The 12,153-nt window shown below is 65.8% G+C and carries 15 protein-coding genes; 9 read left to right on the forward strand and 6 right to left on the reverse strand.

Features of this window, described 5'->3' with window-relative positions:
• The first annotated feature begins 232 nt into the window (after positions 1 to 232).
• Together ACSFC5_RS02980 and ACSFC5_RS02985 are read left to right on the forward strand one after the other, a co-directional pair.
• Positions 233 to 427, forward strand: coding sequence for a DUF4177 domain-containing protein (locus tag ACSFC5_RS02980; protein WP_440763776.1), 195 nt, complete (start codon positions 233 to 235; stop codon positions 425 to 427).
• Entirely contained in the window at positions 424 to 1,425 is a 1,002-nt protein-coding gene (locus ACSFC5_RS02985; RefSeq protein ID WP_440763777.1) for a DUF7972 family membrane protein, read from the forward strand. Before ACSFC5_RS02980 ends, ACSFC5_RS02985 begins: the two co-directional genes overlap by 4 nt.
• Positions 1,426 to 1,444: 19 nt before the next feature.
• Here ACSFC5_RS02985 and ACSFC5_RS02990 read toward each other — a convergent pair whose 3' ends face one another.
• Together ACSFC5_RS02990 and ACSFC5_RS02995 are read right to left on the reverse strand one after the other, a co-directional pair.
• A complete protein-coding gene (locus ACSFC5_RS02990) occupies positions 1,445 to 1,672 on the reverse strand; it encodes a DUF8106 domain-containing protein (protein WP_440763778.1) in 228 nt (75 codons plus the stop codon).
• 197 nt (positions 1,673 to 1,869) lie between these two features.
• The gene (locus ACSFC5_RS02995; protein ID WP_440763779.1) at positions 1,870 to 2,193 is read right to left on the reverse strand and encodes a hypothetical protein; all 324 of its coding nucleotides are present in this window, start codon (positions 2,191 to 2,193) and stop codon (positions 1,870 to 1,872) included.
• A 381-nt stretch (positions 2,194 to 2,574) separates the two neighbouring features.
• On the opposite strand from ACSFC5_RS02995, the gene ACSFC5_RS03000 reads away from it, so the two are divergent.
• Complete coding sequence (locus ACSFC5_RS03000) at positions 2,575 to 3,309, forward strand: helix-turn-helix domain-containing protein (RefSeq protein ID WP_440763780.1); 735 nt, start codon at positions 2,575 to 2,577, stop codon at positions 3,307 to 3,309.
• A 19-nt stretch (positions 3,310 to 3,328) separates the two neighbouring features.
• Here ACSFC5_RS03000 and ACSFC5_RS03005 read toward each other — a convergent pair whose 3' ends face one another.
• Positions 3,329 to 4,822: an ATP-binding protein gene (locus ACSFC5_RS03005; protein WP_440763781.1), complete on the reverse strand. Its 1,494-nt coding sequence runs from the start codon at positions 4,820 to 4,822 to the stop codon at positions 3,329 to 3,331.
• A 186-nt stretch (positions 4,823 to 5,008) separates the two neighbouring features.
• On the opposite strand from ACSFC5_RS03005, the gene ACSFC5_RS03010 reads away from it, so the two are divergent.
• Positions 5,009 to 6,076: a WD40/YVTN/BNR-like repeat-containing protein gene (locus tag ACSFC5_RS03010; RefSeq protein ID WP_440763782.1), complete on the forward strand. Its 1,068-nt coding sequence runs from the start codon at positions 5,009 to 5,011 to the stop codon at positions 6,074 to 6,076.
• 38 nt (positions 6,077 to 6,114) lie between these two features.
• On the opposite strand, the gene ACSFC5_RS03015 is transcribed toward ACSFC5_RS03010, so the two are convergent.
• Positions 6,115 to 7,011 carry a hypothetical protein gene (locus tag ACSFC5_RS03015; RefSeq protein WP_440763783.1) on the reverse strand — a complete coding sequence of 299 codons (897 nt, stop codon included), beginning with the start codon at positions 7,009 to 7,011 and terminating at the stop codon, positions 6,115 to 6,117.
• A complete protein-coding gene (locus tag ACSFC5_RS03020; RefSeq protein WP_440763784.1) occupies positions 7,008 to 8,213 on the reverse strand; it encodes an outer membrane protein assembly factor BamB family protein in 1,206 nt (401 codons plus the stop codon). Before ACSFC5_RS03020 ends, ACSFC5_RS03015 begins: the two co-directional genes overlap by 4 nt.
• A gap of 169 nt (positions 8,214 to 8,382) precedes the next feature.
• Here ACSFC5_RS03020 and ACSFC5_RS03025 point away from each other — a divergent pair, with 169 nt between their 5' ends.
• The 3 genes from ACSFC5_RS03025 (at position 8,383) to ACSFC5_RS03035 (ending at position 10,668) form a co-directional block, all read left to right on the forward strand.
• Complete coding sequence (locus tag ACSFC5_RS03025; RefSeq protein ID WP_440763785.1) at positions 8,383 to 8,700, forward strand: 30S ribosomal protein S24e; 318 nt, start codon at positions 8,383 to 8,385, stop codon at positions 8,698 to 8,700.
• 1 nt (position 8,701) lies between these two features.
• Positions 8,702 to 8,836 (forward strand): 30S ribosomal protein S27ae, encoded by a 135-nt coding sequence (locus ACSFC5_RS03030; RefSeq protein ID WP_006090065.1) that lies wholly within the window; start codon positions 8,702 to 8,704, stop codon positions 8,834 to 8,836.
• Positions 8,837 to 8,934: 98 nt separating this feature from the next.
• Entirely contained in the window at positions 8,935 to 10,668 is a 1,734-nt protein-coding gene (locus ACSFC5_RS03035) for a bifunctional N(6)-L-threonylcarbamoyladenine synthase/serine/threonine protein kinase (RefSeq protein ID WP_440763786.1), read from the forward strand.
• Positions 10,669 to 10,688: 20 nt separating this feature from the next.
• Here the strand turns inward: ACSFC5_RS03035 and ACSFC5_RS03040 are convergent, their stop codons facing one another.
• Positions 10,689 to 10,922 (reverse strand): YgaP family membrane protein, encoded by a 234-nt coding sequence (locus ACSFC5_RS03040; RefSeq protein ID WP_440763787.1) that lies wholly within the window; start codon positions 10,920 to 10,922, stop codon positions 10,689 to 10,691.
• A gap of 63 nt (positions 10,923 to 10,985) precedes the next feature.
• On the opposite strand from ACSFC5_RS03040, the gene pcp reads away from it, so the two are divergent.
• Together pcp and ACSFC5_RS03050 are read left to right on the forward strand one after the other, a co-directional pair.
• Positions 10,986 to 11,633 carry a pyroglutamyl-peptidase I gene (pcp, locus tag ACSFC5_RS03045; RefSeq protein ID WP_440763788.1) on the forward strand — a complete coding sequence of 216 codons (648 nt, stop codon included), beginning with the start codon at positions 10,986 to 10,988 and terminating at the stop codon, positions 11,631 to 11,633.
• Between the two features lie 179 nt (positions 11,634 to 11,812).
• On the forward strand, positions 11,813 to 12,103 hold the full coding sequence (locus ACSFC5_RS03050) for a DUF5808 domain-containing protein (protein WP_440763789.1): 291 nt from the start codon (positions 11,813 to 11,815) through the stop codon (positions 12,101 to 12,103).
• The last annotated feature ends 50 nt before the right edge of the window (positions 12,104 to 12,153 follow it).

Raw genomic sequence — 12,153 nt, forward strand, 5'->3', positions numbered from 1 at the left:
ATTACCGAAGCGTATCTAGTTTAGAGTCCGACGCGACTCAGACAGCGTCGTTCCCCGACTGCCCGCGCTGTGGTGAGCCGATCACGATGGCGGTGGTTGCCGGACCGATGACGGCCACGATCTCGCCCTGTGGCTGTCGGGTGGTGCCGGGGTCGCTCGACCGCTCCCACCCAAATACCTCTATCAGGTGCAGGGACAACCATCACCTGTCACCGAGTGATCTCTTACGAAGATGACCAGCGAGTCCGCTGACTGGGAGTACAAAGCCATCGAGCCCCCCACGGAACTCACAAAACGCGAGTCCGCCAACCCCGAGAAGCGGCTCAACGAACTGGCCGCCGAGGGCTGGCGACTCGTAGAGACCGTCTCCTACGACGGCGGCGGGACGAAGTACCTGATCTTCGAACGGTCGCTCGAGGACGAATGAAGGACTTCTCGTCCGCCAACACGATGCGGGGCCGGGCCGACGAGAACCGCTACAAGCTCTGGGTGTTGCTCAACGCGAATCGGTGGTGGCTCACCGGGGCGATGGCCGCCGGGATCTTCGGGGCGCTGTTGCTCTGGGGCGTCTCGAACCCGCCGTCGGCACAGGAGGTACTGTTGACCACCGACTGGGTCAAGATGTCGTTCCAGGCGCTGATCGGCGCGCTCATCACCGGGACCACGCTGGTCGTCTCGATCAACCAACTCGTCCTCTCCCAGGAGATCGGCCCGCTCGGCGGACAGCGCCGGCGGATGGACCTCGCGATGGACTTCTACAAGAACACCGATGAGTTGCTCGAGTTTCCAAGCCCTGCCAATCCCGCGCTCTTTCTCAAGGAACTCATCGACGCGACCAGCGACCGCGCTCGTGTCTTCGAAAACGCGGTTCAAGAGAGCGACGACGAAGACTTTCGGGAGCACACGGAGGCGTACGTCGAAGACCTCCTCGAGAACGCGGAGGTGGCGACGGACCAGCTCGAGAACGCCGATTTCGGCTCCTTCGCCGTGATGAAAGCCGCGCTGAACTACAACTACGACCGGAAGATGTACGATCTGCGCTGGCTGTTAGACGAATACGAGGAGCGTCTCACGAGCGAACAGCGCGAGGCGGGACGCGAAACGCTCGAGGCGCTCACGATGTACGGCCCCGCCCGCGAGTACATCAAGACGCTGTACTTCCAGTGGTCGCTGGTCAAACTCTCGCAGGGAATTCTGTATCTCGCGGTGCCGGCGCTCGTCGTCGCGGGTGGCATGGTGATGCTCGTCGACGGGACCGCGATCAGCGGTACGCTCCTCGGCATCGACGTCTGGCTGTGGGTCATCTGCGCCGCGTACACGATCTGTGTCCTGCCGTTCTTGCTGTTCGTCTCCTACATCCTTCGGCTGGCGACGATCGCGAAGCGAACGTCCGCGATGGGGCCGCTCGTCCTCCGCGGGGACTGAGTTCGCAGAAACAGGTCGGTCAGTCGCTCGAGCAATGAAGCAGCCGCGCGTCACCGGCCGGCTGCCGATCCCGGCTCGGTCGGCTGGTGATCGTCGTCCGACAGACCGGACAGTCGTAGTCGACCGAGTCGCCGTTCGGTCGCCGGTTCCAGTCGCCCTCGATGGGGCTCTCGTGGCCGCAGTCGAAACAGTACAGCGTCGTCTTATCGGGTATCAGGGGGTCGGTAGTGGAGGCGGGGAGTGTCATACCAGCGGTCCGAACTGGGTGGACATAACCCCGTTGGTGTCAGCCGTGTTCGACGTGTGATAGCGGCTATCAATCCTGTGACAGTGAGACTATCTCGCACGAATCCGTCGAATGCCCCGTCGATAGCACTCACCTCGAGACGGCCGTAAGCGACGTGCTCGAGCCGCGATCCGACTCGAGTGGGCTGCCGTCGTCAGTTACGCGCCACTCGTCAGTTGGGCCTCGAGCCACGCTTCGACGCGCTTGACGACGACCGTCGCTACGGCGTCGGCGATCCGGTCGGGCGAGTCGGTCAGATCCCAGACGTACTCGCCGTTTCGAGTCATCGTCACCCACTCGACGTACTCGCCGCGGTCGAGTTCGAGGAGCAATTCCTCGAGGACACTATTGTCGAGCCGACAGCCGACCGCGTCTTCGATGCGTGCGGTGAGCTGGGGTGTCGTTGCGACGATACGGTCCTCGTCGGTGGCGGTCGCGGGGAGGGCGGTCGGCGATTGCGGGGACGGCAGCCGGTCGGTCATTGTCGGCCCATCGGTTGGTGTTCGAGGTATATTAATTCTGGTGGAAGTCTCGGTATCGTGACTATCGCGAAACACGACCGGATCCGAGCCGCGAGGTCGACCCCGTCCGAGTCGAGCACTGTCCGGCGAGGGCGTCGAGAACGCAAGCGTTCCACCATTTGAGTGCTCTCCTTTTCGGACGAACGCGAGCGATGTCGCCTGCGGAACTGGCCCCGACTCACCGCGAACCGAAATATCCCGTCTGCCCCTCTCAACGACGGAGTCCAACGATCGCCAATAGCCGTTGGCCGTAACCTATCCTTAGTAATTTTATGTTATACTCTTTCTTCAATATCTTGTTAACCAGAAATATTATTAGTCAGTACAGTATTGGGATGCGATATGCGATATGTGACATACGTGCTCACGCCACAACAGGGGTACTTCGATCCGGGGGAAGCGCTGTTGCGCGAGTGCGGAGTCACCCTCAGAACGATACAGGACATCGACTTCCTCACCGACGGAACGTTCGTCACGCGACGTGAGATCCGGGGGGACCGAGGGGACATCATCAGCGCACTCGAGCATCCCGACTCGAAAGTCTTCGATTACCTGCTCAGCGACGTCGACGGTAACACGATCCTGCAGATGCACTACCAGCCGAGCGAGCAAACGACGACGCTCTTCGAGATTCACCGGCGACACGCCGTCTTGCTCGACTACCCGATGGAGTACACCGGGCCGGAGAACGCGCGTCTTCGGGTCTCCCAGATCGGCTGCGAGAGCGAACTGCAGTCGCTCGTCGCGGAGACGCGAGACGCCGTCGACCTCGAGATCGAACGCCTCGGCAGGTACGACCCCTCCGACGGCCAGCCGTTGACCGATCTGACGGAGCGCCAGCGCGAGGTGCTCTCCATCGCGATCGAGGCGGGCTACTATCAGGAGCCACGCGAGGTGACCTATCAGGATATCGCCGAGCGACTGGGCTGCTCGGCGGGGACCGTCGGCCAACATCTCCGTCGAATCGAGTCCCAACTTATGTCGACGGTGATCACCGGCGGCACGTCGGCCACAGGGCACAACTCGACGTCGGAGACCGGATCGAACGCGGAACCGAGGCCGCCGTCGGGGCGATAGACGCCCGAGCCGAGTCCGGTTACGGAGCCGCTCGCGTCGCCGCATCCGCCGAAACCGACTGCTCCTGCGGGAACGAGAGCGTGACGATCGTGCCGCCGCCGGGCCGATCCGCAAAGCGCAGGTCGCCCCCGGCGTTCTGGACGATCCAGGCGACGAGCCACAGGCCCAGCCCGGAGCTGTGTTCAAGTTGCGTCTCCCGACCCTCGAGGACCGCCCGCCGTTCGGCTTCGGGAATGCCGTCACCGTCGTCGGTGACCGTGAACTCGAGTCTGGACTCGGTCTCGTACGCGACGGTGCGAACGGCGATTTCGACGGTCGGCACGTCGCCGCCCTCCCCGTCCGAATTGCCGTCGTCGCGGGGCCCGTTGTGCTGAATCGCGTTGGCGACCAGTTCGTCGAGCGCGTCGGTGACGCTGCCGTCGACGCTCGGTCTGGTCGCCGCTGACCCCTGCTTGTCGACCTGCGTGATGATTCGAGCGGCGGGGTACGCGGCTCGCGCGCGGTCGACGACCGACCGCACTACCGCCGTCGTCTCGACCAGTTCGGCTGTCCCGTTCCGCTCGAGGGTTCGCTCGACGCCGCGGGCCTTGTCGGCCGTCGTCATCAGATCGTCGATCTCCTCGAGAATGGGGGCGACGTGACGGCACTCGAGGGTTGAGTCCCGCTCGCCCGCGAGGGTTGCGTGGCCCTGGATAACGGTGACGGCGTTCCGGAGGTTGTGCCGAAGCACGCGGTTTAGCACCTGAATGCGCTGTTCGCGGTCGCGCTGCTCCGAGACGTCGCGTGCGACGACGACGGAGCCGTACTCGAGAGCGCTCACCGTGACGTCCTGGGGGAAGGTCGTCCCGTCGGCACGCTTGCCGGTCAGGGTTCCCCGCCAGTAGCGCCGCTCGTCCAGCGCCGGGAGGACCTCGCGTTTGATCGTGGACCGGGCGGCGTTCGTGTACAACGTTCTCCAGGGTGTTCCCTCGAGCGCCGCCGCGCTTCGAACGCCGTAGAGAGCGGCGTAGGCGTCGTTGGCGTAGGCGTGGTGATCGTCGACGACGATGGCGATGCCGTCCATCGAGGCGTCGATGGCCTGGGACAGCTGTGCGTTCTCGCGATAGTGGTGGGCGAACTCGACGTAGATGTGGCCGAGAACCGCTCCGAAGGCGATACCGGTACTTAGCGCACTGAGCACCGGCTGGGCGAACCCGTCGGTAAAGCCAGCTCTGATCGAGAGGAGGTAGATACTCCAGGCACAGAACGTTGCGACGATCGCACCGCAGGTAACCGAGGACGCGGTGACGATATCTGCCCGCTGCGTTCCGCTCTCGCGAGCCTGCGATCGGAGCCCGTACCAGACGAGCGCTGCGCCGATCGCCCCCGGAACCAGGAGTTCGACGACCAGCAGTGTGAGGGGGCCACCGAACACGAACGCGTACGCGCCGACAGTGCCGAGAAGGACGATTCCGACGATCGAAACCGAGTACTCGCGAACTATTGAAATCGCGAGGCGAGCACTCGAGTTCATCGGTGTGACAGTAGCCGATGGGGGAACGGTCACGATAAATCAATTGGCAGTTCCGCCAACAAATTCGCAGTGAACCGCCGTTCCAGTACGGCGCTCCCGAGTCGAGACGATACTCGAGTCGCCTCGAACCGCCCGTCCGGCGTCGCCACCCCTGATCGTTTGTAGCTGGCGCCCGTCCAGTCAACTATGTCGACCCTCTACGCGGCACTCCGCGATCGACTCCTCGCGTGTACGCCCGGCGGACCGACCGATTCCGATTGGACGGTGACGACCCACCTCGAGGGCCACGACCTCGAGTGCGTCGCGGCCTCACCCGCTGCCCCGGATCGGGTCTTCGTCGGGACCTTCGAAGACGGACTCTTTCGCGCGCAGGCGGCGGACGACCGGGCGGGTGAATCGAGCGACGAGGTGGACGAACCGAGCGCCGACGCGGACACCCCGTCGTTCGAGCGCCTCGAGACCGAGTTCGTCAGCGACGCGGTCATGTCGCTCGCGATCAGCCCGCACGACCCGGACGTGGTCTACGCCGGCACGGAGCCGAGTCGCGTCTACCGTTCCGCCGACGGCGGCGACTCCTGGACACTGCTCCCGGGACTGACGGTCCTCCCCTCCGCCGAGGAGTGGTACTTCCCGCCGCGCCCGCACACCCACCACGTCCGCTGGCTCGAGGTCGATCCGTTCGACCCCGACCGACTCTACGTCGGCATCGAGGCCGGCGCGTTCGTCCTGAGCACGGACGGCGGTGAAACCTGGCACGAACGGCCCGAAGGCTCTCGGCGGGACAATCACACGCTGGCGATCCACCCCGATCGAGAGGGGCGCGTCTACACCGCAGCCGGCGACGGCTACGCCGAGAGCGACGACGGCGGCGAGTCCTGGACGCATCCCCAGGCGGGCCTCGAGCACACCTACTGCTGGGGTCTCGCCGCCGATCCGGGCGATCCGGACTCGATCATCGTCTCGAGTGCGAGCGGCGCTCGGAGCGCCCACACGGCCGAGACGGCCGAGTCGTACGTCTACCGCCGCACCGACGACGAGCCCTGGGTCCGACTCGACGATCACGGGCTCCCCGTCGGCGACGGTGTCGTCCGCGCCGTCTTCGACACGACGAGCGAAGACGGCGTCGTCTACGCGCTGAACAACCGGGGCCTGTTCGTCAGCGAGGACTTCGGCGGCCGCTGGGAGCGCCTCGATATCGAGTGGGAGACGGAACTCGAGACGCAGACGCCGCGGGGACTGGTCGCGCTTCCCTGATACGGACTGTCGGACGGAACTGGTCGATCCACGACGCGTCAGTTCGGCCGCTCCGCGTCGCCGATGCGTTCCCAGACCACTGCGACCGAGACCGCGTGGACCGACGCGACGAGCGCGCTGCTCAATATGGGTTCTGCGTACGAAATCGGGACGAGCCCGAGGGCCCACGCCGCGAGTCCGAACGCGAGGACGAGCCCGAAAATCGACCAGCCCGAGCCGCGAGTCGTGCGAGCGCTTCGCCGAAGCGCCGCGATCGGTCCCGAGCCAGCGACCGCGAAGGCGGGCGCCGCGAACAGCCGCACCAGTACGACGGAGACGACGATCAGCAGCGGAATCCCGAGGAACAGGCCGACGTCGCCGATCGAACCGGTTAGGCGGTACCATGTGTCGAACATCACGACGAGGCCGAGATACGCGGGCACGCATCGAACGAGACCCGTTCCGTCGCGCGATCGCTCGTCGTCGACGGCTCGAGCGATCGTCACGGTCCCGGCGACCGCGACGATCAGCAGAGCGGCCACCTCGAGGCCGATTCCCCACGCGAGGTAGCGCAGTTGCAGGTCGACGAAGGCCTCGAGCGAGCGCCCGGTCTCCGGAACGCCTGTCGGGTAGCCGGCGAACTCGACGGTGATCGAGAAACTCTCGCCACCGTCGGACACCAACGCCGGAACCGGATCGTGTCGACGGAGCCAGTCGATAGCGGCGAGGAGGAATCCGGCCACGACGAACGGCACGGCGAGCGCCGGATCTCGTCGGATCCGCGCCGTCGCTACCGAGAGCGGAGACGGCGGCCCGTCGGCGTCAGCGCCAGCCCGTTCGTCGAGACCGAATCTCCGGTCCGAAAGCGAGTCTCGAGTCGGATTCGGGCCGGTGTCTGACCCCGGTTCAGGATCGCACGATTCGTCCCGATCCGAGCCGGTCGATTCGCCGGTCATGCGTTCTCCTCCAGGGCGAGGACGCGGTCACCGTCGACGATGTACAGGACGCCGTCGCCGATCGAGGGCGGTGAGAAGTGCCACTCCGATTCGTGGGAAAACCGCTGCTCGCCCGTTTCGGCGTCGAGTCCGAACAGTTCGTAGCCGCCCGTCCCGTAGACGACCCCGTCGGCGACAACTGGACGGACACCGCGACCCATTGAGACGGCCCACTCCTCGTCACCAGACTCGAGGTCCAGTGCGTGGAGCGCCCCGTCGGTCCCGTCGTCGGTGACGAACACCGTCCCCTCGGCGACGGCCGCGGCTCCGTCTGTCGCGTTTCCCTCGAGATCGCTGGTCCAGCGGACGCCACTGCCGTCGGCCTCGTACGTCACGACGCCGGACCGCGTCGGAACGACGACGGCGTCGCCGGTCGCCGTCGGTGCGAGCACCATCTGGTCCTCGAGTTGCTCGCTCCACCGCTCGTCGCCCGTCTCGGCGTCGAACGCACGGAGTTGGTATGGCCACGCGGCGACGAAGACGGTTCCGTCCCGCACCGCCGGCCGGCGCGGGGTGACGCTGACGTAATCGTCGGTCGAGAGATCCCGTCGCCACCGTTCGCGGCCGTTGTCCGCCTCGAGCGCGACGATATCGCTGGTGTCGGGAACGGCGGCGTACACCGTTCCACCGACCGCGACGGGCGACGGTGTCTCGGGCGAGCCAAAAAACGACGCCGACGTTCGACCTGGGCCCCGCCATCGTTCCGCGCCGAATCGGTGTCCAAACAGTCCGAGGCCGCCGCCGGCGTTCAACCCGACGACGCCCTCGGGCGAACTGACTGCCAGCGTCTCTGTGCGGTAGATCGATGCGGACGCACGGGCGGGACTCGAGCCGTACGCCTTCCCGTAGGAGAACCGAACGTCGCCGGTTTCGGCGTCGAACGCCACGAGTTCGTCGGTGCCGGCGTACAACGTCCCGTCGACGACGACGGGTTGGTCGACCGCGAACCCCCCGGCACGCTCGAGCGACGCTGCCCACGAAACTTCGACGTCGTCTTTCGGTCCTGACGCGTCGGGATTGTAGCCGGTTCCGGCGGCGTCGTATCGGTCCATTGGCCAGTCGATCGTCGTCGAGTCCGACTGCGCGCCGATAGCAGCGTGAGTGCCGAGGGAACCGGCGGCGGCGAGCCCGACACCCGCGAGTAACCGTCGTCTGGAGGGCATCAACTCGGCTGTCTCGGCGCGAATATGTAATCGCTTTCATCTGTTCGGATCGGGCACAGAAGAGAGACGACTGGCAGGATCGGACCGACGGGGTGACGGCACGGTCGGGGTGTGGCTTCGAAATCCTTTTAGGCGCTACACGGGGATAGTAGTGTAACTGAGTGATATCATGGACGTCGACATCATCTCCGAAACGGAGAACCCCATGTTGCATCGAACGGACGTTACCTTCGAACTGACCCACGATGACGCGACCCCTTCGCGCCTGCAGGTTCGGGACAGTCTCGCGGCCAAACTGAACAAGGACGCCGACGAGGTCGTCGTTCGCAAACTCGACACCAAGTTCGGGATGCGCAAGACCGTCGGACAGGCGAAGGTCTACGACACGGCCGACAACGCCCGCGACGTCGAGCAAGACCACATGCTCGAGCGAAACAAGATCGGCGCCGCCGAGGAAGACGCAGAGCCGGAAGCGGAGGAGGCCTGAGATGGCACGACACGAACTCTACAACGACGACGGCACCACGGAGCGCGAGAAGTGCCCCCGCTGTGGCGACGTCTTCCTCGCGGACCACGGCGACCGAACCCACTGCGGGAAGTGTGGGTACACCGAGTGGGAGTAACGGCGATGTGCCGAGCGGTAGCGAGGCACATCGAAATGCGAGCGGGGAGTGAAACGACCCGCGAGCAACCGATGTATCTCGGCGATAACCGCTAACACGTGAGTTCTGACACCCGAATTCTCGGCATCGAAGGCACCGCCTGGGCGGCCAGCGCGGCCGTCTACGACGGTGCGACCGACGACGTATTCATCGAGAGCGACGCCTACGAACCCGACAGCGGCGGCATCCACCCGCGCGAGGCAGCCGAACACATGCACGACGCGATTCCGCGCGTCGTGGAGACCGCACTCGAGCACGCCCGCGAGACGGCTGACGGTCCGTCCTCAGAGGCACCGATTGACGCGGTCGCTTTCTCGCAAGGCCCCGGCCTCGGCCCCTGCCTGCGCATCGTCGGCACGGCCGCGCGCGCGCTGAGCCAGGCCCTCGAGGTCCCCCTTGTCGGCGTCAACCACATGGTCGCCCACCTCGAGATCGGCCGCCACAGCTCTGGCTTCGACTCCCCTGTCTGCCTGAACGCCAGCGGTGCGAACGCCCACCTGCTGGCCTACCGCAACGGCCGGTATCGCGTCCTCGGCGAAACGATGGATACCGGCGTCGGCAACGCGATCGACAAGTTCACCCGCCACGTCGGCTGGTCCCACCCCGGCGGGCCGAAAGTCGAGGCGGCGGCCAGGGACGGCGAGTACGTTGACCTCCCGTACGTCGTCAAGGGGATGGACTTCTCCTTTTCGGGGATCATGAGCGCCGCGAAGCAGGCACACGACGGCGTCTCCGCAAACGGCGTGAGCGGAGGCTCGTCGGGCTCGTCCGACGGTGGGACCTCCATCGAGGACATCTGCTTTTCCCTCCAGGAGAACATCTTCGGGATGCTCACCGAGGTCGCCGAGCGCGCGCTCTCGCTGACCGGCAGCGACGAACTCGTCCTCGGCGGCGGCGTCGGGCAGAACGCCCGCCTGCGCGAGATGCTGGAGTCGATGTGTGGCCAGCGCGGGGCCGACTTTCACGCCCCCGAGCCCCGATTCCTGCGGGACAACGCGGGGATGATCGCCGTGCTCGGCGCGAAGATGTACGACGCGGGCGATACGCTTGCGCTCGAGGACTCGCGCGTCGACCCGAACTACCGGCCGGATCAGGTGCCCGTCACGTGGCGATCGGACGAGCCAGAACTCGCAGCCGGGCGGGCCGACGGCGAAACCCAGGTCCGCGGCGCCGAAGCCCTCGTCTCCCTCGACCCCGACGTCGGCCGGGTCACGAAACGCCGCGAGTCGAAGGCCTACCGCCACCCCGCCCTCGACGAGCGGCTCCGGCGCGAGCGGACGACCCTCGAGGCCCGACTGACGAGTCTCGCCCGGCGCGAGGGCGTGCCGACGCCGGTACTCACCGACGTCGATCCGCTCGAGGCGCGACTGGAACTCGAGTACGTCGGCGACGCCGACCTCCGCGACGCGCTCACGGCCGAGCGCGTTCGCGATGTCGGCCGCCACCTCGCTCGCCTGCATCGGGCGGGGTTCGTCCACGGCGATCCGACGACGCGGAACGTCCGGGTCGGGAGACGCGACGGGGGTCCAGCGCAGCGAGCAGCCGACGAGCGTGGTCCGACTTCGGATCGGACCTTCCTCATCGACTTCGGCCTCGGCTACCACACCGACCACGTCGAGGACTACGCGATGGACGTGCACGTCTTCGATCAGAGCCTCGTCGGTACCGCGGACAACCCCGAGCCGCTGCGCGAGGCGGTCCGGGAGGGCTACCGCGAGGTTGGCGAGGAGGGAGTGCTCGAGCGCCTGCGGGATGTCGAAGGACGGGGTCGGTACGTCGTCGACGACGCGTGATCCGTTAGCTGGCGGTCGAATTAGCGACGGTACTCGATCGACCGCGACTCCTCCGACGTCGTGTCGATTCCGAGCAGGAGGTTTCCGCCGCAGAAACAGGTTAACGCGTTCTGGAGCAATCCGAGTCCGGCGATCACCGCGATCGCCGCGCGTTCGCGTTTCCCCTCGGAGTAGGCTGCCACACCGACCACGACCAGCCAGATGCCGAGGACGCCTCGGACGATCCGATCGAGACCACCGACGTTGCGTTTCATACACTACTGTAAGATTATTGGGGTGAAAAACGTTCGTGTCGTCGCCGTCGAACCGAGGAACTCATGCCCGATCAGTTGGAGATGCGACCGATGGCCGAAATCCTGCTTACCGGCTACGAACCGTTCGGCGAGTTCGAGCACAACCCCTCGAGCCAACTCGCGAACCGCCTCGACGGAACGACCGTCGGCGACGCGACGATTGTCGGGCGCGAACTCCCCGTCGTCTTCGATCGAGTTCGTCCGGCGCTCGAGGCCGCGGTCGACGAGCACGATCCCGATATCGTCTGCGGGCTCGGCTTGGCCGCCGGTCGGAACACGCTCTCGCTCGAGCGGGTCGGGATCAACCTTCGAGACGCCGCGGGAATCCCCGACAACGAGGATCGAACGGTAGTCGACGAGCCGGCGACCGACGACGGTCCGGACGCCTACTTCGCGACGCTGCCGGTTCGAGCGATGAAGGAGCCGATGCTCGAGGCGGGCGTGCCGACGACGCTGTCGACGGACGCCGGAACGCACGCCTGCAACAACCTGCTCTACGCCGCGCGCCATCTCGTCGAAACGAGCGACCGCGAATACAGCGCCGGGTTCGTCCACGTCCCCCTGTCGCACGAGCAGGCGGCCGAACGCGACGACGGCGAACCCAGTTTGGCGCTCGAGGCGATGGCGGACGGACTCGTCGCCGGACTCGAGACCGCACTCGCGGACCGGTAATAGGTACAGGCGGCCACGGAACGGCCGAGTGTAGACGACCACGGAACGGCCGGGTATAGAGGGCTACGGAACGAAAACAAGTACGGTGATAGGGGGTCCGAAAGTACCGCAGACTGGCCCCTTGCGAGCAGAGAGACGAGTACCCAATACTCATATCCGGGGAGGATGTACGTTCGCGCATGGCAGATAAGCCGAGTTCCGGAGAGATTCTTGGGGTACCGTACAACTTCGAACGACCTAGCATAGGCCGCATGCTCTCGTCGTACTGGCAGCCCGGCGAAGGGATGCTCGTCGAGAAACCCTTCGGCGTCGGCTACACGCTGAATCTCGCCAACTGGCGATCGTGGGTCGTCGTGCTCGTCGCCGGCGCGCTCCTCTGGCAGCAAGAGCAGGGAGCCACGGAACAGCGTCAAGAGCGCGAGGACGAACCCGTCGAAGTCATCGTCGACGACGACGAGTCGGCGGACTGAGTTCGTCGGCCGATTGCACGTCTCGAACTGCCGCCATCGTCGATCAGCGG

This window comes from Natronorubrum marinum, from assembly GCF_052040125.1.
GTDB lineage: Archaea > Halobacteriota > Halobacteria > Halobacteriales > Natrialbaceae > Natronorubrum.

Excerpts from the sequence above, each read along its gene's own strand:
- ACSFC5_RS02980 (WP_440763776.1), top strand. The coding sequence starts at position 233 with ATGACCAGCGAGTCCGCTGACTGGGAGTACAAAGCCATCGAGCCCCCC.
- ACSFC5_RS02985 (WP_440763777.1), top strand. The coding sequence starts at position 424 with ATGAAGGACTTCTCGTCCGCCAACACGATGCGGGGCCGGGCCGACGAG.
- ACSFC5_RS02990 (WP_440763778.1), bottom strand. The coding sequence starts at position 1,672 with ATGACACTCCCCGCCTCCACTACCGACCCCCTGATACCCGATAAGACG.
- ACSFC5_RS02995 (WP_440763779.1), bottom strand. The coding sequence starts at position 2,193 with ATGACCGACCGGCTGCCGTCCCCGCAATCGCCGACCGCCCTCCCCGCG.
- ACSFC5_RS03000 (WP_440763780.1), top strand. The coding sequence starts at position 2,575 with ATGCGATATGTGACATACGTGCTCACGCCACAACAGGGGTACTTCGAT.
- ACSFC5_RS03005 (WP_440763781.1), bottom strand. The coding sequence starts at position 4,822 with ATGAACTCGAGTGCTCGCCTCGCGATTTCAATAGTTCGCGAGTACTCG.
- ACSFC5_RS03010 (WP_440763782.1), top strand. The coding sequence starts at position 5,009 with ATGTCGACCCTCTACGCGGCACTCCGCGATCGACTCCTCGCGTGTACG.
- ACSFC5_RS03015 (WP_440763783.1), bottom strand. The coding sequence starts at position 7,011 with ATGACCGGCGAATCGACCGGCTCGGATCGGGACGAATCGTGCGATCCT.
- ACSFC5_RS03020 (WP_440763784.1), bottom strand. The coding sequence starts at position 8,213 with ATGCCCTCCAGACGACGGTTACTCGCGGGTGTCGGGCTCGCCGCCGCC.
- ACSFC5_RS03025 (WP_440763785.1), top strand. The coding sequence starts at position 8,383 with ATGGACGTCGACATCATCTCCGAAACGGAGAACCCCATGTTGCATCGA.
- ACSFC5_RS03030 (WP_006090065.1), top strand. The coding sequence starts at position 8,702 with ATGGCACGACACGAACTCTACAACGACGACGGCACCACGGAGCGCGAG.
- ACSFC5_RS03040 (WP_440763787.1), bottom strand. The coding sequence starts at position 10,922 with ATGAAACGCAACGTCGGTGGTCTCGATCGGATCGTCCGAGGCGTCCTC.
- pcp (WP_440763788.1), top strand. The coding sequence starts at position 10,986 with ATGCCCGATCAGTTGGAGATGCGACCGATGGCCGAAATCCTGCTTACC.
- ACSFC5_RS03050 (WP_440763789.1), top strand. The coding sequence starts at position 11,813 with ATGGCAGATAAGCCGAGTTCCGGAGAGATTCTTGGGGTACCGTACAAC.